This window comes from Pandoraea soli, assembly GCF_902459595.1.
GTDB lineage: Bacteria > Pseudomonadota > Gammaproteobacteria > Burkholderiales > Burkholderiaceae > Pandoraea > Pandoraea cepalis.
Map to the genome: position 1 here is coordinate 1 of NZ_CABPSG010000024.1, position 19,882 is coordinate 19,882.

Here is a 19,882-nt window from a genome sequence, read left to right on the forward strand (position 1 = left end):
TGTCCTCCGAACACCGTCCTTATTGGCGTCAGATTATCAATTGCCCGGAAAACCTCCACGGTTTTCCACGATGAACCCAAAATTTGCCAGTCGCCGCGATCGGCACGCAGGACGGTCGAAATCTTCCAGTCCTTGACCTCGAGGATGAGTAACCCACGCTGAGGGTGAAGCACCACAAAGTCCGGATACGACTGCATCGTGGCGACGGGAACGTCATACCAGATCAAATAGTCGTCTTCGAGTTTCTGTTCCAGCCGCTCGGCGAGTCTGCGTTCGCCGGGCTGCATTCTGCCCGCGCACGAGGACAGAGAGGGAATAATCGTTGCCATGCGCCTCCATGATTTAACGAAATTGGCCGTCAAAGTTTCGATGTATCGTCTTTGAAGGTATCCAGCTTTCGTTATCGTTTGCAAGGCCAGCACGTTTCGTCAAACCGCCAAGAACGCAAGCACACCGACGTCACGGGGCAGCCCGAGGCCGCTGAGCGGCTAGCGCAATCGCCCCGAGCCAATTAGCCCGTTCGTATGAATATCGGATACATCCCAACAGGAAGTCTCGCTCGACGGTTAAGTCAATACGACAGCGCGAGATGCAGTCAACGACTGCAGCCCGCATTTACAATGGATTACTAATTAATTAACAAATGGCATATCCGGCGCGCCCTACTGCGCACGCGCAACGAACTACGCGGCGCATGCGTACGCGCAAGACGTTGTCGTTAAAGCCGTTGGGAAATTACAAGGGCAGAGAATAGGGACAATAGATGTTGCCTGTCCCAACCCCTTGAATTTAGTGGTCGGAGCGATAGGATTCGAACCTACGACCCTCTGATCCCAAATCAGATGCGCTACCAGGCTGCGCTACGCTCCGACGAAGAGCACGCATTCTAGTGGGTTCGGCGCACCGCGTCAAATCAAAGTGCTCTGCGTCGGCATTTTTTCATCCACGACTGGCACAATAGTCGTCTCGCAACGGCTCGCCGACGGTCATGCCGTCGCCACGAAACCCCGTCATAGTGGGAGGTTCACCATGTCCGAACCTGTGTCGATGAACCTGATTCTCTGGCGTCACGCCGACGCCGAAAACCTGCCGGCTTCCCTCGCCCTCAGTGCCCAGGCCGATCTGGCCCGCGAACTCACCGACCGCGGCCGCAAACAGGCCGAAAAGGCCGCCCAATGGCTGCGCCCGCGTCTTCCCGAAGACGCCCTCATCCTCTCCAGCCCCGCGTTGCGGGCGGTCCAGACCGCCCAGGCGCTCACCCCCACGCCGCGCATCGTGCGCGATCTCGCCCCCGGCGCGAACGCCATGACGCTGCTAGGGACCATCGGCTGGCCCGGCAACGTGCAGACGGTCGTGCTCGTCGGCCACCAACCCGCCCTCGGCCAACTCGCCGCCCTGCTGCTCACCGGCCAGGAAGCCTACTGGACGATCAAGAAGGCCGGCATCTGGTGGCTCTCCTCACGCCGCCGCGAAGACGAGAGCCAGGTGGTCGTGCGCGCCGTCGTCAATCCCGACCTGCTCTGAACCGCAGGCGACGGCGACACCCCCTCTCCTCCCCCCGTGAATTGGCTGGTGCAAGGCGCCCAAAACGAGCCCTGACATCATGACACCGGAAGTTTTGTCATAGAATTGTCACCCACCGTTCACGGAATCGACATTGATGCTTTTTAAAGTACGTCGCAACGCGACCGTCAAACAAAGGGCCTTTATGCGCGATCTGCCGAACCCCACCATGCCGCTCTCTTCGTTGACCCCCACCTCGCGGAGGCGTCTTCCTCGCCCTGAAACGCCTGTCAAGCCGAATCTGGGTGTGGCGTGGGCACGCGACGAAAGCGAGCTTCGGGAAGCCCAACGTCTGAGATACCACGTCTTCGCCGAGGAGATGGGCGCGTCGGTCAAGGGCCCCGCAGGCCTGGATGTCGACGAGTACGACCAATACTGCGACCACTTGATCGTGCGCGACCAGGACTCGCTCAAGGTGGTCGGCACCTACCGCGTACTGCCCCCGGGTCAGGCCAAGCGCCTTGGCCGTTTGTACTCCGAAGGGGAATTCGATCTCTCGCGACTGGACCATCTGCGCCCGAAAATGCTCGAAACCGGCCGCTCATGCGTGCACGCGGAATACCGCAACGGCGCCGTCATCATGGCGCTCTGGAGCGGTCTGGCCGAGTACATGCTGCGCAACGGCCTCGAGACGATGCTCGGTTGCGCCAGCGTGCCGATGGCCGACGGCGGCCACTACGCCGCCAGCCTCTATCGCAAGCTCCAGGACACCGCCATGGCCCCGGCCGAGTACCACGCCGTGCCGCGCATCGCGCTGCCGGTGAGCGAACTGCAATCGACCCTGGAGGTCGAGCCGCCCGCCCTGGTCAAGGGATACCTGCGCCTTGGCGCCCGCATATGCGGCGCCCCGGCCTGGGACCCCGACTTCAATACCGCCGACTTCCTGACCCTGTTCCGTCTGTCCGACATCAACCCGCGCTATGCACGCCATTTTCTCGGCGCGGAACTGCTGAACAAGCTCAAACAGGCCTGAACGCGCGCCGCCCCCAAGTTATCCGCCCGGCCAACGGGTACGAAAAAGCCCGGCAGATGCCGGGCTTCGTCGTTTGCACCGCCTGCCCTCAATCGGCAAGCTGGCCCCCATGCGTCAGGCGTACACGACCTTGTAGCGCATGCCGATCTTCTCCCACTCCTGCGCCTCACGCTGCAGGCTATAGTCGGTGAGTGGATTGGCGTCGATCCACGCACGCGGCACCGATACGGCGAAGCCATCGCCGAGCCGTTTGACATCGATGGCGTCCGGCAACGCATCCGTGCGCCGGCGACAGAACAACACCGCCAGGCGCAGACAGAACAGCAGTTGCCAATCGACCTGCTGCGCCTGCGATGCCAACTTGCCCAGCTTGCCGACATGCCCCAGCAACAGCTCGGCCAACCGCGCCTGATCGGGGCGCGAAAAGCCCGGCATATCCGCATTGCTGCCGATGTACGCCGAATGCTTGTGGTACGCGCTGTGCGCGATCGACAACCCCATCTCATGCAGCGACGACGCCCAGTTGAGCAACGCCTCGCCTTCGCCCCGACCGTCGTCCAGCGCCTGGGCCACATCGTCGCCGTCGACCACCTCGACCGCCTCGACCGGCAACTGGCGATACAGCCGGATCGCCAGACGTCCGACACGCTCGGCCTGAGCACGGTCCACGCCATATCGGCGCACGAACTGCTCAACGGTCACCGCCCGCATATCCTGATGCTGCGTACGCCCCAGCAAGTCGTACATCACGCCGAGCCGCAGCGCGGCATCGGTCGTCTCCATATGCTCGACCTCGAGTTCATTGAAAACGGACAACATGATGGACAGGCCGCCCGGCAGCACCGGAATTCGATCTTGCTTGAGCCCCGCCAACTTGAGGCGGTTGGCGTTTTCCGCCTTGATGAGCGCGCGCTTGAGGCGCTCGAGACCACCGCGCGTGAGGCCGTGCAAACCGCCGTCGTTGAACCCATTGGCTTCGAGCAATTCGGCCAGCGCACGTGCCGTCCCCGACGAGCCGATCGCCTGCGACCAGGCGGCATCACGATAGGTCGCCGAAATGATCTGAATCTCGCGGCGGGCGGCCAGTTCGGCCTGCTTCATCGCATATTCGTCGACGTTGCCGCTGGGAAAGAACTGCCGGCTATGACTCACGCAGCCGATATACAGGCTCTCCATGATGAGCGGCTCGTAATCCTGCCCGATAATGAATTCGGTGGAGCCCCCCCCAATGTCCACGACAAGCCGGTTACCCTGGCACGTCGGCACCGAGTGTGCGGCGCCCGCATAGATCAGGCGCGCCTCTTCCCGCCCGGCAATGACTTCGATGGGAAACCCGAGCGCGTGCTGCGCCTCACCGAGAAAATCGTCGGCGTTCTTGGCGACACGCAGCGTGTTCGTGGCCACCGCGCGGACCTTGTCGGGATGAAAGCCCCTCAGCCGCTCGCCAAACCGCTTGAGGACGTCCCAACCGCGTTGCTGCGACGGATGATCGAGGTACTTCTCGTCGTTCAGGCCCGCCGCCAGCCGAACCGGCTCGCGCAGCGCATCGACCTGATAGATCTGCGTGCCGGCGGACGTCTCCTCCACGCGGCCGATGATCAGGCGAAAACTGTTCGAACCGAGATCGACGGCCGCTAACAAGGGCGAGGGAGTACTCATGTCGGGATGCGCCTGAGCGAAGAGTGCCGAAGTAGAGGACGTATCACACGAAAAGCATGACGCGCACTCGACAAATAAATGACGAATACGCTACAAATCGAATATGACACGTCGTTGACAAATGTGAACGTCATATAACTGTAACAATACGGATGAAGAATTCACGCCAATCCCATGTCTTTCGCACGGTCACCATGAATTATCCGCTGCTCAACCGCGAGCTGGGCATTCTGGCGTTCAATGAACGCGTACTTGCCCAAGCAGCCGACCCCGCAACGCCGCTGCTGGAACGCCTTCGCTTTGTCTGTATCGTGAGTAGCAATCTGGATGAATTCTTCGAAATCCGCGTCGCCGGGCTGAAGGAGCAGATGCGCGAGAATCCGGGCATGCTCACGCCCGACGGCATGACGTTCCAGCAAGTTTACACGCAAGTTTGCGCCCGAGCGCAAGCGCTGGTGGAAAAGCAGTATGCGATGTTCGATAGCCTGCTGCCACGTCTCGAAGCCGAAGGCATCGCGTTTCACCCGTCCGGCCAGTGGAACGACGCCCAGGTCGAATGGGCCCGCGACTACTTCCTGCGCGAACTCGTGCCGGTCCTCACGCCGATCGGGCTCGATCCCGCACACCCATTCCCGCGCGTGCTCAACAAGAGCCTGAACTTCGCCGTCGAACTCGAAGGCAAAGACGCCTTCGGACGCGACGCCGAACTCGCCATCGTCCAAGCCCCGCGCGCCCTGCCCCGACTGGTTCCCATGCCTCCAGGGCTCGCCCCCTTGCCTAACAGCTTCGTGCTGCTCAGCTCGCTCATGCTGCGCTTCGCCAGTGAACTGTTCCCAGGGCTCACGGCCAAAGGCTGCCATCAGTTCCGCGTCACGCGCAACAGCGACCTGTTCGTCGACGAGGACGAAATCACCAACCTGCGCACCGCGCTGCAAGGCGAACTCCCGGCCCGCCATCTCGGCGACGCCGTCCGTCTCGAAGTCGATGCCGGCACGCCGTCGCGCCTCGTGCGACGCCTCCAGACGGAATGCGGCCTGACCGACTCGGACTGCTACCGCGTCAAGGGCCCCGTCAACCTCGTGCGCTTGATGCCGCTGCCCGAGATGGTCGACCGACCGGACCTCAAGTTCGCGCCCTTCGTGCCGGCACTGCCCAAGCGCATGAGCGCGTCGCCCGCGATATTCGACCTCATCGACCAGGGCGACCTGCTGCTGCATCACCCGTATGACAGCTTCCAGCCGGTGCTGGAGCTGCTGCTGCAAGCGGCTCGCGACCCTGACGTGGTGGCCATCAAGCAAACGATCTACCGTACCGGCAACGAATCCGCGCTGATGGACGCCCTGATGGCGGCGGCCCGCAACGGTAAGGAAGTCACGGTCGTGGTGGAGCTGCTTGCGCGCTTCGACGAGGAAACCAACATCAACTGGGCTGCGCAGCTCGAAGCGGTCGGCGCTCACGTGGTCTACGGCGTGGTCGGCCATAAGTGTCACGCGAAGATGCTGCTCGTCGTGCGTCGTACGCGTCAGGGCAAGAAGACCTTCCTCAAGCGCTACGTCCACCTCGGCACCGGCAACTATCACCCGCGCACGGCCCGTCTGTACACGGACTTCGGCCTGATGACCGCCGACGAGGCGCTGTGCGCCGACGTCCACGTCGTCTTCCAGCAACTGACGGGCATCGGTCGGCAGACACAGTTGCAGGGCCTGTGGCAATCGCCGTTCACGATGCACACGCATCTGCTCGAGGCGATCCGGCAGGAGACGGAAGCGGCCGCGGCCGGCAAGAAAGCCCGCATCATCGCGAAAATGAATGCGCTGCTCGAGCCGACGATCATTGCCGAACTGTACAAAGCGTCGCGTGCGGGGGTGAAAATCGATTTGATCGTGCGCGGCGTGTGCTCGCTGCGCGCCGGTGTACCGGGCCTTTCCGAGAACATTACCGTGCGCTCGATTGTCGGGCGCTTTCTCGAACACCATCGCATCTATTACTTCTATGCGAACGGCGACGAGAAAGTCATGCTTTCAAGCGCCGACTGGATGGAGCGCAACTTCTTCCGTCGCGTGGAGGTGGCCTTTCCGGTACGAGACAAGCGCCTGAAGGCCCGCGTGATTCGCGAGGGTCTGATGGTGCACCTCCGTGACAACACCGCCGCATGGCTGATGCGTTCCGACGGCACCTACGTGCGGCGCAAGCCAGGCAAAACGCCATTCAACAGCCAGATGGCCCTGATGCAGGAACTCGCGCAGCACGTGCAGACCGGCACTCGCGGCTGACCGGTCATCGGTCAGCCGTGCGCGTGTACCGTGCGCGCCAAGTCGCCCAGCGTTAGCCGCCTACGGTCAAACGTGGCGGGGTGGCGTCGACCGGTGTGCGCTGCGCCACGCGCGTGGGCGGAAACTGAATGGCGAACGTGCTGCCGCGCCCCACCTCGCTCGTCACCTTCAGATCGGCCTGATGGCGCGTCAGCACGTGCTTGACGATTGCGAGGCCGAGGCCGGTGCCGCCCGTATCGCGCGATCGGCTGCGGTCGATACGGTAGAAACGCTCCGTGAGCCGCGGAATATGTTCCGCCGGAATCCCCAGCCCAGAGTCGGTCACCGCGAAGCGGGCACCGCCGTCGTCCGTCGGCCCCCACTCGATGCGGATTTTGCCGCCCGGCGGCGTGTAGCGCACCGCATTGCTCACCAGATTGCTGAACGCGCTGTGGAGTTCGCCTTCGGCACCACGCAAATCGAGTCCGTCGGCCTCCGTGACTTCGATCACATGCTGACCCTGCGAGAGCCCTTCGGCGTCGCTGCGTAGCGAGCGCAACTGCATGCCCATATCGATGGGGTCGTCCGGCGGCGGCTTGCCACTGCCTTCGAGCTTCGCGAGCGTGAGCAGATCGTTCACGATGTTCTGCATACGCGAGGCCTGCTGGCGCATGATCTCGACATAACGCTGGATTTCCTCGGGCGAGAGCGGCAGCTCGCCGACCGTCTCCAGGAATCCGGAGAGCACGGTCAGCGGCGTCTTGAGTTCATGCGAGACGTTGGCCACGAAGTCGCGGCGCATCGAGTCGGTGCGCTCGAGATCGGTCACGTCGAGCGAAATCATGAGCTTGCGATGGTCGCCATAGGGGAACACCTGCATCGAAAGCACGTTGTTGCGCTTCTCGCCCATGTGGTGCATGAGCAGCGCCTCGTCGTAGCGCTCCGAAGACAGGTAGTGCACAAAGGCCGGTGTGCGCAGGAGATGCGTGATTTGCTGACGCAGATCACGCTTGGCGTCGATACCGAAATGCGACTCGGCAATCGCGTTGCACCACTCGATCTGGTTGTGCTCGTCGAGCATGATCACGCCGTTGGGCGATGCCTGGATCGCCTGAATGAAGCGAGCGTGCTGTTGTTCCACCTGCTTGACCTGGTTATGCCAGCGCTTGGCCAGCTTGTGCAGCCGGTAATAGATTTCCCCCCACAACCCGAGTGCACTCGGCACCTCACCGTAGACCGGGGCGTCGAGAAGACGCCAGAGGCGTTGGGCGTGGTAGACGTTGAAGAGGACTTGCGTGACCAGCAGGACGATGGCCGTGATGTAGCCCACGCTTGCGCCAAGGAACCAACCGACGGCCGTCGAGAAGGCGGCTTGCAGGATCAGTAACGTCAGCGCACGGGCCCAGATGATATTCATAGACGATGCACAGGGGTTTTGCCGCCCGCGCCCCATCGGACAAGGGCGGCATTGGCACGGCAGGCCTCGCCCGAAGGCGAGGCGCGATGCCTCAAGCCGACTTCGTCAAACGGTAGCCGCTGCCGCGTACGGTCTCGATCATAGCATCGTGGCCGGCCGGCTTGAGCGCGGCGCGCAGACGCTTGATGTGCACGTCCACCGTGCGCTCCTCCACGAACACGTGATCGCCCCACACCTGGTCGAGCAACTGCGAACGGCTGTGCACGCGCTCCGGATGTGTCATGAAGAAGTGCAGCAGGCGGAATTCCGTCGGTCCCAAATCCAGCTTGATGTCGCCGCTCGACTGATGGCTCGTGACGCGATGCGTCGCCGGATCGAGCTTCAGGCCATTCACGCTCACCGCGTCTTCGGTCAACTGCGGCGCACGGCGTCGCAGCACGGCCTTGATCCGCGCCATCAGTTCCTTCGGCGAAAACGGCTTGGTGACGTAATCGTCCGCGCCGATCTCCAGGCCCATCACCTTGTCCTGCTCTTCGCTGCGCGCGGTGAGCATGATGATCGGCACGTGCTTGGTGCGCTCGTTCGCCCGAAGCTCACGTGCGAACGTCACGCCTGACTTGCCCGGCAGCATCCAGTCAAGCAGTACCAGGTCGGGCAGCACATCACTGATCAGCGTGAGTGCCTGCTCGGCGTTATAGGCCCGAATCGGATAGTGACCGGCGTGTTGCAGATTAACGGAGATCAGCTCGGAAATCGCCGGCTCGTCTTCCACGATCAGAATGCTGCTGGGCATCGGTTTCCTCTCAAACCTTCAATGATGTCGGGCCGTTCATTCGCCTTGCACCTGGCGCTGCAGGTCTTCGCGCGAAATGTGCCGGACGTCGGTGCCCTTGACAATGTAAATGATGAATTCCGCGATGTTCTTCGCGTGATCGCCGATGCGCTCGATCGCCTTGGCGATGAACAGGAATTCCAGGCCCGCCGAGATGGTGCGCGGATCTTCCATCATGTAGGTCACCAGTTTGCGCACGAAGCCACGGAATTCGTTGTCGATGGCCTTATCGTCGCGCACGATCTCGGCCGCCGCCACGATGTCGAGACGTGCAAACGCGTCGAGCGTGCGGCGCAGCAACTGAGCGGCCATCTCGCCCGAGAGTTTGATCTCGGCGAAGTTCACGGTTTGCGCCGCGCCGTCTTCCAGGAGGTGACGGGTACGCTTGGCGATCTTCTCGGCCTCGTCGCCTGCACGCTCGAGGTTGGTGATCGACTTCGAGATCGAGAGCAGCAGGCGAAGATCGCGCGCGGTCGGCTGACGGCGGGCAATGATCTTGCTGCATTCTTCGTCGATTTCGACTTCCATGGTATTCAGGCGCTGCTCGGTGGCGATCACTTCGTCGACCAGGGCACGGTCGAACGAGTTGAGCCCCCGCATGGCCGTCACGAGCTGCGATTCGACCAGACCGCCCATTTCAAGAACGCGCGAGCAAAGCTGATTCAGGTCCGAGTCGAACTGGCTGGAAAGGTGTTTGTCGTTCATGTCGAAATTCCTCGTGGGCATCAACCGAAACGGCCGGTGATGTAGTCTTCGGTCTCTTTACGGTCCGGCTTGATGAAGATCTTCTCCGTTTCCCCGAATTCGATCAATTCGCCCAGATACATATAGGCGGTGAAGTCCGAGCAACGTGCCGCCTGCTGCATGTTGTGCGTGACGATCACCACGGTGTAGTCGTCCTTGAGTTCGGCGATCAGCTCTTCGATACGGCCCGTGGAGATCGGGTCGAGCGCCGAGCACGGCTCGTCGAGCAGCAGCACTTCCGGGCGGATAGCGATGCCGCGCGCAATGCACAGACGCTGTTGCTGACCGCCGGACAGGCCGTAGCCCGACTGTTGCAACTTGTCCTTGACTTCGCCCCACAGCGCCGCCTTGGTCAGCGCCCACTCCACGCGGTCGTCCATTTCCGAGCGCGAGAGCTTTTCGAACAGGCGCACACCGAACGAGATGTTGTCGTAGATCGACATCGGGAACGGCGTCGGCTTCTGGAACACCATGCCGACCTTCGCGCGCAGCAGCGCAATGTCCTGCTTCGAGGTCAGCAGGTTTTCACCGTCCATGTTGATCTCGCCCTCGGCGCGTTGCTCCGGGTACAGGGCGTACATCTTGTTGAACGTGCGCAGCAACGTTGATTTGCCGCAGCCCGATGGGCCGATGAAGGCCGTGACCTTGCGGTCGGGAATGCGCAGGTTGATGTTCTTGAGCGCGTGGTATTTGTCGTAGAAGAAGTTCAGGTTATTGACTTCAATCTTCGAGGGCAGTTTGATCTCTTGCGTCGGATTCGTCATGGTCGTCTTAACCGTCAGGTATGCGTCGTGTCGTCGCGTTGTGTCGTCTCGCGTTGCCGGTTACTTCTTGGCAAACAGCGTGCGCGCCAGGATGTTCAGCAGCAGCACCCCGAGAGTGATGATGAACACGCCCGCCCAGGCGAGCGACTGCCACTCCGCAAACGGGCTCATGGCAAATTTGAAGATGGTGACCGGCAGGTTGGCCATCGGCTGATTCAGGTTCATCGACCAGAACTGGTTCGACAGCGCCGTGAACAGCAGCGGTGCGGTCTCGCCCGCGATACGCGCCACGGCGAGCAGCACGCCCGTCACGATGCCGGCGATCGACGCCTTCAACGTAATCTTGACGATGATGCGCCACTTCGGCGTGCCCAGGGCAAACGCGGCCTCACGCAAGTTGTTCGGCACGAGCTTGAGCATGTTCTCGGTCGTGCGGATCACGATCGGGATCTGCAGCAGCGCGAGCGACACAATGCCGGCCCACGCCGAGAAGTGCCCCATCTGTGCCACGACCAGCGCGTACACGAACAGGCCGATCACGATCGACGGCGCCGAGAGCAGAATGTCGTTGATGAAACGGGTGAGGCTCGCGAGCCATGACTTCTGACCGTACTCGGCCAGATAGACCCCGGCCAGGATACCCAGCGGCGTGCCGAGGAACGTGGCCACACCGACCATCACGACACTGCCCGCGATGGCGTTGGCGAGCCCCCCGCCAGCGGTGTTCGGCGGCGGCGTCATTTCGGTGAACAGCGACAGCGACAGACCGCCGATGCCCAGCGAGAGTGTGGTGTAGAGAATCCACAGCAGCCAGACCAGGCCAAAGGCCATGGCCGCGAGCGACATCGCGATCGCAAAAATGTTCTTGCGGCGGCGGTAAGCTTGCAGCCGCACGCGGGTCACGGCGTCGGTCGGCTTCACGGCTGGGGTTTCCAGTTCGAGCGCTTGTTGGGTCATTATTTACCTTCGTTTTTCTCAAGGCGCAGCAACATGAGCTTGGACAGCGCCAGCACCACAAAGGTGATGAAGAACAAAATCAGGCCGAGTTCCATCAGGGCGGCCGTATGCAGCCCCGGGCCGGCTTCGGCGAACTCGTTGGCGAGCGCCGAGGTAATGCTGTTGCCCGGCGAATAGAGCGAAACGTTGTCGAGCAGGTTCGTGTTGCCGATCACGAAGGTGACGGCCATGGTCTCGCCAAGAGCACGACCCAGCCCCAGCATGACGCCGCCGATCACCCCCGACTTCGTGAAGGGCAGCACCACGCGCCACATCACCTCCCAGGTGGTGCAGCCAATGCCGTAGGCCGACTCCTTGAGCAGCACGGGCGTGACTTCGAACACGTCGCGCATGACCGAGGCGATGTACGGAATGATCATGATCGCGAGGATCACGCCGGCGGGCAGGATACCGATACCCAGCGGCGGCCCCTGGAACAGCGCACCGATCACCGGCACGTTGCCGAGCAACGTCTGCAGCGGCTTCTGGAAGTACTGGCTGAAAATCGGGGCGAAGATCAGCAGGCCCCACATCCCGTAGACAATGCTCGGGATGGCGGCGAGCAGCTCGATGGCCGTACCGAGCGGGCGGCGCAGCCATACGGGCGAGAGTTCAGTCAAGAACAGCGCAATGCCGAAGCTGACCGGCACCGCGATGATGAGCGCGATGAGCGACGTGACGAGTGTGCCGTAGATAGGCACGAGCGCGCCGAAGTGTTCGGCGGGCGGATCCCATTCCTTCGTCCACAGGAAGGCGAAGCCAAATTTCTGAATCGACGGCAGTGCGCTGTACATCAGCGACACGATGATGCCACCGAGCAAGAGCAACGTAATGAGCGCGGCCGCGCGGGTGAGCAGCGCGAAAAGAAAGTCGCCAACGGAAGACGGAGCGCGCTGCGCGCCTGCTGTTGCGAGGGGGCGTGTGGCTTCTGCCATGATGTCGTCTCAGCGTGAGCGCGCCGCCTGCCGTTGCCAGATCAAACGTCGGGCTTCGGAACAGGCGGCGCGGATAATGCCGGGTTGAGGCCCCGGTCAATGCAACCGTGCATTGCCCGGGGCCAGCAAGGCTGCTTTAGATGCCGGCCTTGTGGGCCGACTCGGCAACCTTCGCCTTCCAACCTGCACGGATTTGCTTCAGCACCGCTTCCGGCAGCGGGATGTAGTCCAGTTCCTTGGCGGTCTTCTCGCCATTCTTGAACGACCAGTCGAAGAACTTCAGTACGTCGGCGCCCTGCGCTTCCTTGCCGGCGTCAGCCTTCTGGTGCACCAGCACGAAGGTGGCAGCCACGATCGGCCACGACTTGTCGCCCTTCTCGTTGGTCAGGATCTGGTAGAACGTCTTCGACCATTCGGCCTTGGCAGCTGCCGCGGCGAACGTTTCCGTGGCCGGCTCAACGGTCTTGCCGTCGGCGTTCGTCATTGCCGTGTACGTCAGCTTGTTCTGCGTGGCGTAGGCCGACTCGACATAACCGATCGCGCCCGGCAGGCGTTGCACGAAAGCGGCGACGCCGTCGTTACCCTTGCCACCCGTACCCGTCGGCCAGTTCACCGTCGTGCCTTCGCCAACCTTGCTCTTCCACTCGGCGTTGACCTTCGACAGATAGTTCGTGAACACGAAGCTCGTGCCCGAACCGTCGGCGCGGCGAACCACGGCGATATCGGTATCCGGCAGCTTGACCTTCGGGTTCAGCTTGGCGATGGCCGGATCGTTCCACTTCTTGATCTTGCCCAGATAGATGTCGCCCAGCACCGGGCCCGACAGGACCAGCTCGCCCGGCTTCACGCCCGGCACGTTGACCACCGGCACGATGCCGCCGACCACCGTCGGGAACTGGAACAGGCCTTGCTTGGCCAGTTCTTCGTCCGTCAGCGGAGCGTCCGAACCTGCGAAATCGACGGTCTTGGCCTGGATTTGCTTGATGCCACCCGACGAACCGATGCCCTGATAGTTGACCTTGTTCGAGGTCGCCTTCTGGTAGGCGTCAGCCCACTTCGTGTAGATCGGTGCGGCGAACGTGCTGCCTGCACCCGTAATCTCGCCCGCAATCGCGCCAGCGGCAAACAGAATGCCAGCCATGCCGGCAATCGCAGTCTTCATCAGCTTCATGGATTTCTCCGAGTTGGTGTGGATACAGCGTGTGGTTGGCTCGAAGAATAGTGTCCGAATGTGACAATCATGTGTCATGTGTGAAAGCTCACAATATCGGCGTCATAAAGTTGACTCGGTATCGTCACGTTGCCGGAGGCATATCCCGCCTCTCGTTGGCGGCCAAAAATCCTTGTCTGGCAAGGGTTTCGGGGTATCTCCAAGCACATGCCATCGCGTAAATCGCCCAATTCTGGACACATGTCAGCGCCGTGACATGGGGGCAAACCGTCTAACCATCCTAGGCCACCGTGTCACAAATGGAAATATCGGGTTGAGCCGATTGCCATGATGGGAAGCCAGAAACGCAGGTATGCGGCAACGCGTTGGCCGGCGCTTGCGCCCGGGGGATCGACCTCGATGAGGGGATTCGGCGTTGTCTGCCGTGCCGCCCCACTCGGGGGGGCACGGCCCTGCCAGGATGGATGGCAGACCGGGCGTTCAGCGAACGCTCAGGCGGCCGATTTGACGACGTCGGCCAGATGCTGGGCGAAGGACGTGGCTTGCGCGGCTTCGCGGGCCTCCACCATCACGCGCAGCACGGGCTCGGTGCCCGATGCGCGAATGAGCACGCGCCCCGTATCGCCCAATTGAGACTCGACGGCGTTGCGCTCGTCGGCCAGACGCGTATCGCTCTGCCAGTCGTAGCCGGTCGGCGTACGGACGTTGATCATGTGCTGCGGGAACAGGCGCACGCCGTCGAGCAGCTTCGCCAGCGGCGGGTTGCCCGCGCGACGGATCGCGGCCAGCACTTGCAGGGCCGAGATGATGCCGTCGCCCGTCGTGTGCTTGTCCAGACACAGAATGTGGCCGGAACCCTCCGCGCCGATTTGCCAGCCGTGCTTGTGCAGTTGCTCAAGCACGTAACGATCGCCGACCTTGGCGCGCACGAATGGCACCCCAAGACCCTTGAGGGCGACTTCGACGGCCATATTGGTCATCAACGTGCCCACGGCACCCGGCACACCCCCATTGTCCAGCCGGTCCTTCACCAACAGATACAGCAGCTCGTCGCCGTTGTAGAGTCGCCCCGCACCGTCGACGATCTGCAGGCGGTCGGCATCGCCATCGAGCGCCACGCCGAGATCCGCGTGATTCGCACGCACGGCGCGCATGAGCGCATCCGGCGCTGTCGCCCCGCAGTCCTCGTTGATGTTGAAACCGTTCGGCTGGTTGCCGATCGCGATGACCTCGGCGCCCAACTCGTGGAACACATGGGGCGCGATGTGATACGCGGCGCCATTGGCGCAATCGACCACGATCTTCATGCCGCGCAAGTCGAAGTCGTTCGGGAACGTACTCTTGCAGAACTCGATGTAGCGGCCCGCTGCATCGTCCAGACGACGCGCCTTGCCGAGTTGCTCGGAGCGCACGCAGGTCATCGGATTGTCGAGTTCGGCTTCGATGGCCAGTTCGGTCTGGTCCGGCAGCTTGTTACCATCCGCCGAGAAGAATTTGATGCCGTTGTCGTGGTACGGGTTGTGCGACGCGCTGATCACCACGCCAGCCGCCAGGCGCAGCGCCCGGGTGAGGTAGGCTACGGCAGGCGTGGGCATCGGGCCCGCCATCATGGTGTCGACGCCGGCCGCCGCAAAACCGGCTTCCAGCGCGGCTTCGAGCATATAGCCGGAGACGCGCGTGTCCTTGCCGATCAACACCGTCGGACGGCCCAGCGTTTGGTTGCCGGCCAGCACGCGCCCCGCGGCATAGCCCAGTCGCAGCACGAACTCTGGCGTGATCGGACTTTCGCCCACCGTACCGCGAATCCCGTCGGTCCCAAAATAGCGTCGTTTCATCGTTGCATCGTTCCCAGTTGAGGCGCTGCGCCGGATGAGGGACCGGACGCGCGCGTCGTTCAATCTTTATTTATGCCGCCGTCAGACGGTGGGGGGCCACCGCCCCCGCCATTATCGCTGGCGCGCGTCCCCGCTGGGTCCCCATGGGCTGGCGGTGGGGCCTTCCGGCGGGTTCGCCCCCGGCACGGCTACTCAGCGTCGCGCACGGCGTGCCAGACCTTGAGCGCATCGACCGTTTCGGCGACGTCGTGCACGCGCACGATGGCCGCGCCCTGCTGCGCGGCACACATCGCTGCGGCAACGCTTGCCACCTGTCGCTCCAATGGCGACTGACGTCCCGTGATTTCGCCGAGCATCCGTTTTCGCGACATGCCGACCAGCAACGGCAACCCATCGCGCGACAGCACACGCAAGTGTTTGAGCAGTGCGAGATTATGGGCGAGATTCTTGCCGAAGCCGAATCCCGGGTCCAGATACAGACGCGACGGCGCAACACCGGCCGAGAGCATCGCATCCACCCGGCCATCGAGGAAGGCGGCGACCTCGGTGACAACGTCGGTATAGATCGGCGCGTCCTGCATCGTCTTGGGGTCGTGCAGCATGTGCATGACGCACAGTGCGGCTTCGCTCTCGCGCACCGCGTCGATGGCGCCGGGCTGCTGGAACCCCCAGATGTCGTTGATCATGTCCGCGCCGGCGGCGAGCACCGCACGCATCACGCCCGGCTTATAGGTATCGACAGAGAGCGGCACGCCGCAATCGCGCAGCGCTTCGACAATCGGTACAACGCGCTCGAGTTCGGCGGCTTCCGACAGCGCTTCGGCGCCCGGACGGGTCGATTCCCCGCCGATATCGAGAATGTCGACGCCGTCGGCGATCAACTGCTCGGCATGGCGCAGGGCGGCGTCGCGCGCGACAAACTTGCCGCCATCGGAAAACGAGTCGGGCGTGACATTCAGGATGCCCATGACGTGCACCCGGCGGGCATCGAGCCGGAAACGCGGGCCGAAGGCCAGCGTGGCGGGGGGGGCTGGGATGTCCGGTGAAGCGCCTGCCTCGACGATTTCGTCGGCGTCAGGGGACACGGGAGGAAGGGATTGCGACGGCTCGGAGGACATTCGGAAGCTCAGCTCAATAAGGCCAAATATAGCGGCCCGTTCGCCGGGACCGGACTTGCGCGCCCGAGATACCGGACGCTGTGTATGGGCGTAATGTTACCGGAATCGCCCTTCACATCGACCATCGAAACACTCGGTAACACCGATATTCGTCGCCTCCCGGGCATGGCCGCAGGCAGCGCGCCGCGCCACTGCGTCGGAATGCAAAAAGGCCGGCGCAATGCCGGCCTTTCTGGGATGGCAGTGCTTGCGCCTGCCAGGCTCTTACGTGTTTAGACGGTCGCCGGGGTGTTGCTGGGCTTGAGCGGCGGATTGCCGCCCGACGCGCCACCGTTCGTCGGACCGTTCTTCGGCGGACGCGGCGGACGACCATCCATGATGTCGCCGATTTGCTCGCCGTCGATCGTTTCCCATTCCATCAGGGCCTGGGTCATCGCTTCGACCTTGTCGCGGTTGTCTTGCAACAGCGTCTTGGCCAGGGCGTATTGCTCGTCCAGAATGCGGCGAACTTCCCCGTCGACCTTCTGCTGCGTGGCTTCCGACACCGACTTGGCGGACATCCGGCCGAACACCGAGTCTTGCTCCGTGTCGACGTAGACCATCGGTCCCAGGGCGTCCGACATCCCGTAGCGGGTCACCATGTCGCGGGCGAGCTTGGTGGCACGCTCGAAGTCGTTCGAAGCCCCCGTCGACATCTTGTTGATGAACACTTCCTCAGCGGCACGGCCACCGAACAGGATGGCGATTTGCGTGAGCATCGTGTCGCGATACTCCGAGTACTTGTCATGTTCCGGCAACTGCATCGTCAGGCCCAGGGCCCAGCCGCGCGGAATGATCGTGACCTTGTGCACCGGATCGGCACCCGGCAGCAGCATCGCCACCACCGCGTGACCCGACTCGTGATAGGCCGTGGCACGTCGCTCTTCGTCGCGCATCACTGCCGACTTGCGCTCCGGGCCCATGAAGATCTTGTCCTTCGCGTCTTCGAAGTCGAGCATTTCGACGATGCGCTTGTTACGGCGCGCCGCGAACAGGGCGGCTTCGTTCACGAGGTTCGCCAGATCGGCGCCCGACATGCCCGGCGTTCCCCGCGCGATGACCGAAGCATCGACGTCGTTCGAGATCGGCACCTTGCGCAGGTGCACCTTCAGGATCTGCTCACGGCCGCGGATGTCCGGCAGACCGACGTAGACCTGACGGTCGAAGCGGCCCGGGCGCAGCAGCGCCTTGTCGAGCACGTCCGACCGGTTCGTTGCGGCGATCACGATCACGCCCGAGTTGGCTTCGAAGCCGTCCATCTCGACGAGCATCTGGTTCAGCGTTTGCTCGCGTTCGTCGTTACCGCCGCCCATGCCGGCGCCACGATGGCGGCCGACCGCGTCGATTTCGTCGATGAACACGATACAGGGCGATTGCTTCTTCGCGTTTTCAAACATGTCGCGAACGCGGGCCGCCCCGACGCCGACGAACATTTCCACGAAGTCGGAACCCGAGATGCTGAAGAACGGCACCTTGGCTTCGCCTGCGATGGCGCGGGCGAGCAGCGTCTTACCGGTTCCCGGCGGGCCGACGAGCAGCACGCCGCGCGGAATACGACCGCCGAGCTTCTGGAATTTTTGAGGATCTTTCAGGAAGTCGACCAACTCGCCGACTTCATATTTGGCTTCGTCGCAACCGGCGACGTCGGCAAACGTCACAGGGTTGGCATTCTCGTCGATGAGGCGCGCGCGGGATTTACCGAAGGAAAAGGCACCGCCCTTACCCCCGCCCTGCATCTGCCGCATCATGTAGAACCAGAAGCCGATGATCAGCAACGTGGGTCCGAGGTAGTAGAGCACGGACATGAGTGCGTTCGGTTCGTCATCGGCTTTGCCCGAAACTTGAACGCCATACTTCATGAGATCGCCCACCATCCAGATGTCGCCGGGCGACACGATGGTGTATTTCTGGCCGTCGCTGGGCGTCACCTGAAGGCTGCGCCCCTGCACTATCACGTTCTTGACCTTGCCATTCTTGGCATCGTCCATGAACTGGGAGTACGTCACGCCTTCCTGGACGTGCGGCTTGTCGAACTGTTTAAACACAGTAAACAAGACCAGCGCGATGACCAACCACACCGCCGCTTTGGAAAACATATTATTGTTCAAAGCGTTGCTCCTTCATGAAATCGCTTCGCGCCAGGAATTCATTCTAATCCACTCGCAGGCGCACCGCCATAGTGATTCTTTACCGCCGCCATAGCGCCAGAGCGCTGGTTTGACGGGCATCAAGCCGGATTTTTCAATCCTCGTCCCAAAATGAACGTTTCGGAAGATTTATCTCGGGACGCCTTTGGCTTGCGCGGCGCCACGGTTTTGAACTGGTGCTTGAATTTTTCGACAATTTGGCTGTAGCCACTGCCGTGAAAACATTTGACCAGCAATGCACCATCCGGTTTCAGGTGTCGTTGAGCAAAATCCATCGCCAGATCGCACAAATGCTCGATCCGCGCTGCATCGGCCGACGCTACCCCCGACAAGTTGGGGGCCATATCGGAAACTACAAGGTCGACTTTGCGTCCGGCGAGGATTTCTTCGAGCTGCGCAAGCACGCTGTCCTCGCGGAAGTCACCCTGCAGGAAGGTGACGTCGGCGATCGGCGTCATCGGCAGGATGTCCAGCGCAATGATCGTGCCGTCGATACCCCCTTCCGTGCGCTTGCCGCCCGCGAGCTTGTTGCGCGCGTACTGACTCCAGCTCCCGGGCGTCGCGCCAAGGTCGACAATGACCTGACCGGGCTTGATCAGCCGGTCCTGCTCGTCGATCTCCTTGAGTTTGTAGGCGGCGCGGGCACGATAGCCCTCGCGCTGCGCCATTTTGACGTAGGGATCGTTGATGTGATCGTGCAGCCAGGCGTGGCTGAAACGGTTTTTTGCCATAATTCTTCAAAAACGCTGCGATTTTGCAGGATAATAGGCCCTTGCGCGCCCAAAATGCGCGAGCCGGCCTCTGGTATTTTCAGGTGCGCCGACCGCCGCGTACGGGTGCATCCTAACTCGTTTGTCTCGTCTGTCCTCTATGCCCGCCCTGACCCTGACCCCGGCGCAACGCGCCGACTTGCGCTCCACCGCCCATGCGCTGAATCCCGTTGTTCTGATTGGCGCCGACGGCTTGACGCCAGCGGTGCTCAAGGAAATCGACGGCGCCCTGAAGGCTCACGAACTGATCAAGGTACGTGTGTTCGGCGACGAACGCGATGCACGCGTGGCCATCTACGAATCCATCTGCGACCAACTCGGCGCGGCGCCGGTACAACACATCGGCAAGCTGCTTGTTCTGTACCGTCCGACGCCGGACGAAACGGAAGCGCCGGTTCGTTCCCGGACTGGCGGTACCGGCGCAACGGTCAAGGGCCGTGCCCCGCGCACTGTCACGGTCGTCAAGACCAGCACCAACGCGGGACGCCGCCCGACCGTCAAGAAAGTGACCGTTCGCGGCAATGAACGCATGACCGCTGGCGGCATCGTCAAGAAGGCCAAAAAGCGCCAGACCAGCGTCAAGCGCCAACGCAACGACTGAGCGAACGGCACACCGTCGCCAGCTCTCAAAAAAACGCGCCCGGACAACAGGCGCGTTTTTTATGGA

At 62.3% G+C, this 19,882-nt stretch carries 17 protein-coding genes and 1 tRNA gene; 4 read left to right on the plus strand and 14 right to left on the minus strand.

Going from position 1 to position 19,882, the window contains the following annotated elements; translation table 11 throughout:
- Positions 1-329 (minus strand): nuclease-related domain-containing protein (locus PSO31014_RS21465; protein WP_246176964.1); only part of this gene is annotated, 329 nt, incomplete at its 3' end.
- 464 nt (positions 330-793) lie between these two features.
- Positions 794-870: transfer RNA gene (locus tag PSO31014_RS21470), tRNA-Pro, on the minus strand.
- Positions 871-1,047: 177 nt separating this feature from the next.
- Here PSO31014_RS21470 and PSO31014_RS21475 point away from each other — a divergent pair.
- Both PSO31014_RS21475 and PSO31014_RS21480 read left to right on the plus strand, forming a co-directional pair.
- Positions 1,048-1,524: a SixA phosphatase family protein gene (locus PSO31014_RS21475; protein ID WP_150553494.1), complete on the plus strand. Its 477-nt coding sequence runs from the start codon at positions 1,048-1,050 to the stop codon at positions 1,522-1,524.
- 184 nt (positions 1,525-1,708) lie between these two features.
- Positions 1,709-2,536 (plus strand): GNAT family N-acetyltransferase, encoded by an 828-nt coding sequence (locus PSO31014_RS21480; RefSeq protein WP_150553495.1) that lies wholly within the window; start codon positions 1,709-1,711, stop codon positions 2,534-2,536.
- A gap of 114 nt (positions 2,537-2,650) precedes the next feature.
- Here PSO31014_RS21480 and ppx read toward each other — a convergent pair whose 3' ends face one another.
- Entirely contained in the window at positions 2,651-4,195 is a 1,545-nt protein-coding gene (gene ppx / locus PSO31014_RS21485; RefSeq protein ID WP_150553473.1) for an exopolyphosphatase, read from the minus strand.
- Positions 4,196-4,347: 152 nt separating this feature from the next.
- Between ppx and ppk1 the strand changes: the two genes are divergently transcribed.
- Positions 4,348-6,468: a polyphosphate kinase 1 gene (gene ppk1 / locus PSO31014_RS21490; protein ID WP_150553474.1), complete on the plus strand. Its 2,121-nt coding sequence runs from the start codon at positions 4,348-4,350 to the stop codon at positions 6,466-6,468.
- A 52-nt stretch (positions 6,469-6,520) separates the two neighbouring features.
- Here the strand turns inward: ppk1 and phoR are convergent, their stop codons facing one another.
- The 11 genes from phoR to PSO31014_RS21545 form a co-directional block, all read right to left on the minus strand.
- Entirely contained in the window at positions 6,521-7,864 is a 1,344-nt protein-coding gene (gene phoR, locus PSO31014_RS21495; RefSeq protein ID WP_150553475.1) for a phosphate regulon sensor histidine kinase PhoR, read from the minus strand.
- A gap of 91 nt (positions 7,865-7,955) precedes the next feature.
- Positions 7,956-8,657 carry a phosphate regulon transcriptional regulator PhoB gene (gene phoB / locus PSO31014_RS21500; protein WP_130026476.1) on the minus strand — a complete coding sequence of 234 codons (702 nt, stop codon included), beginning with the start codon at positions 8,655-8,657 and terminating at the stop codon, positions 7,956-7,958.
- Between the two features lie 36 nt (positions 8,658-8,693).
- Positions 8,694-9,401, minus strand: coding sequence for a phosphate signaling complex protein PhoU (gene phoU / locus PSO31014_RS21505; RefSeq protein ID WP_150553476.1), 708 nt, complete (start codon positions 9,399-9,401; stop codon positions 8,694-8,696).
- A gap of 20 nt (positions 9,402-9,421) precedes the next feature.
- Entirely contained in the window at positions 9,422-10,204 is a 783-nt protein-coding gene (pstB, locus tag PSO31014_RS21510) for a phosphate ABC transporter ATP-binding protein PstB (protein ID WP_150553477.1), read from the minus strand.
- A 60-nt stretch (positions 10,205-10,264) separates the two neighbouring features.
- Complete coding sequence (gene pstA, locus PSO31014_RS21515; RefSeq protein WP_150553478.1) at positions 10,265-11,161, minus strand: phosphate ABC transporter permease PstA; 897 nt, start codon at positions 11,159-11,161, stop codon at positions 10,265-10,267.
- The gene (gene pstC, locus PSO31014_RS21520) at positions 11,161-12,135 is read right to left on the minus strand and encodes a phosphate ABC transporter permease PstC (protein ID WP_150553479.1); all 975 of its coding nucleotides are present in this window, start codon (positions 12,133-12,135) and stop codon (positions 11,161-11,163) included. The genes pstA and pstC overlap by 1 nt, the downstream gene beginning before the upstream one ends.
- Before the next feature lie 136 nt (positions 12,136-12,271).
- A complete protein-coding gene (gene pstS / locus PSO31014_RS21525; protein WP_150553480.1) occupies positions 12,272-13,306 on the minus strand; it encodes a phosphate ABC transporter substrate-binding protein PstS in 1,035 nt (344 codons plus the stop codon).
- Between the two features lie 491 nt (positions 13,307-13,797).
- Complete coding sequence (gene glmM / locus PSO31014_RS21530) at positions 13,798-15,141, minus strand: phosphoglucosamine mutase (protein ID WP_150553481.1); 1,344 nt, start codon at positions 15,139-15,141, stop codon at positions 13,798-13,800.
- 188 nt (positions 15,142-15,329) lie between these two features.
- Positions 15,330-16,259: a dihydropteroate synthase gene (gene folP, locus PSO31014_RS21535; RefSeq protein ID WP_425494899.1), complete on the minus strand. Its 930-nt coding sequence runs from the start codon at positions 16,257-16,259 to the stop codon at positions 15,330-15,332.
- Between the two features lie 272 nt (positions 16,260-16,531).
- Positions 16,532-18,406: an ATP-dependent zinc metalloprotease FtsH gene (gene ftsH / locus PSO31014_RS21540; RefSeq protein ID WP_150553482.1), complete on the minus strand. Its 1,875-nt coding sequence runs from the start codon at positions 18,404-18,406 to the stop codon at positions 16,532-16,534.
- Positions 18,407-18,525: 119 nt separating this feature from the next.
- On the minus strand, positions 18,526-19,176 hold the full coding sequence (locus tag PSO31014_RS21545; RefSeq protein WP_150553483.1) for an RlmE family RNA methyltransferase: 651 nt from the start codon (positions 19,174-19,176) through the stop codon (positions 18,526-18,528).
- 139 nt (positions 19,177-19,315) lie between these two features.
- Here PSO31014_RS21545 and yhbY point away from each other — a divergent pair, with 139 nt between their 5' ends.
- Positions 19,316-19,816, plus strand: a complete 501-nt coding sequence (gene yhbY / locus PSO31014_RS21550) for a ribosome assembly RNA-binding protein YhbY (protein WP_150553484.1) — start codon at positions 19,316-19,318, stop codon at positions 19,814-19,816.
- The last annotated feature ends 66 nt before the right edge of the window (positions 19,817-19,882 follow it).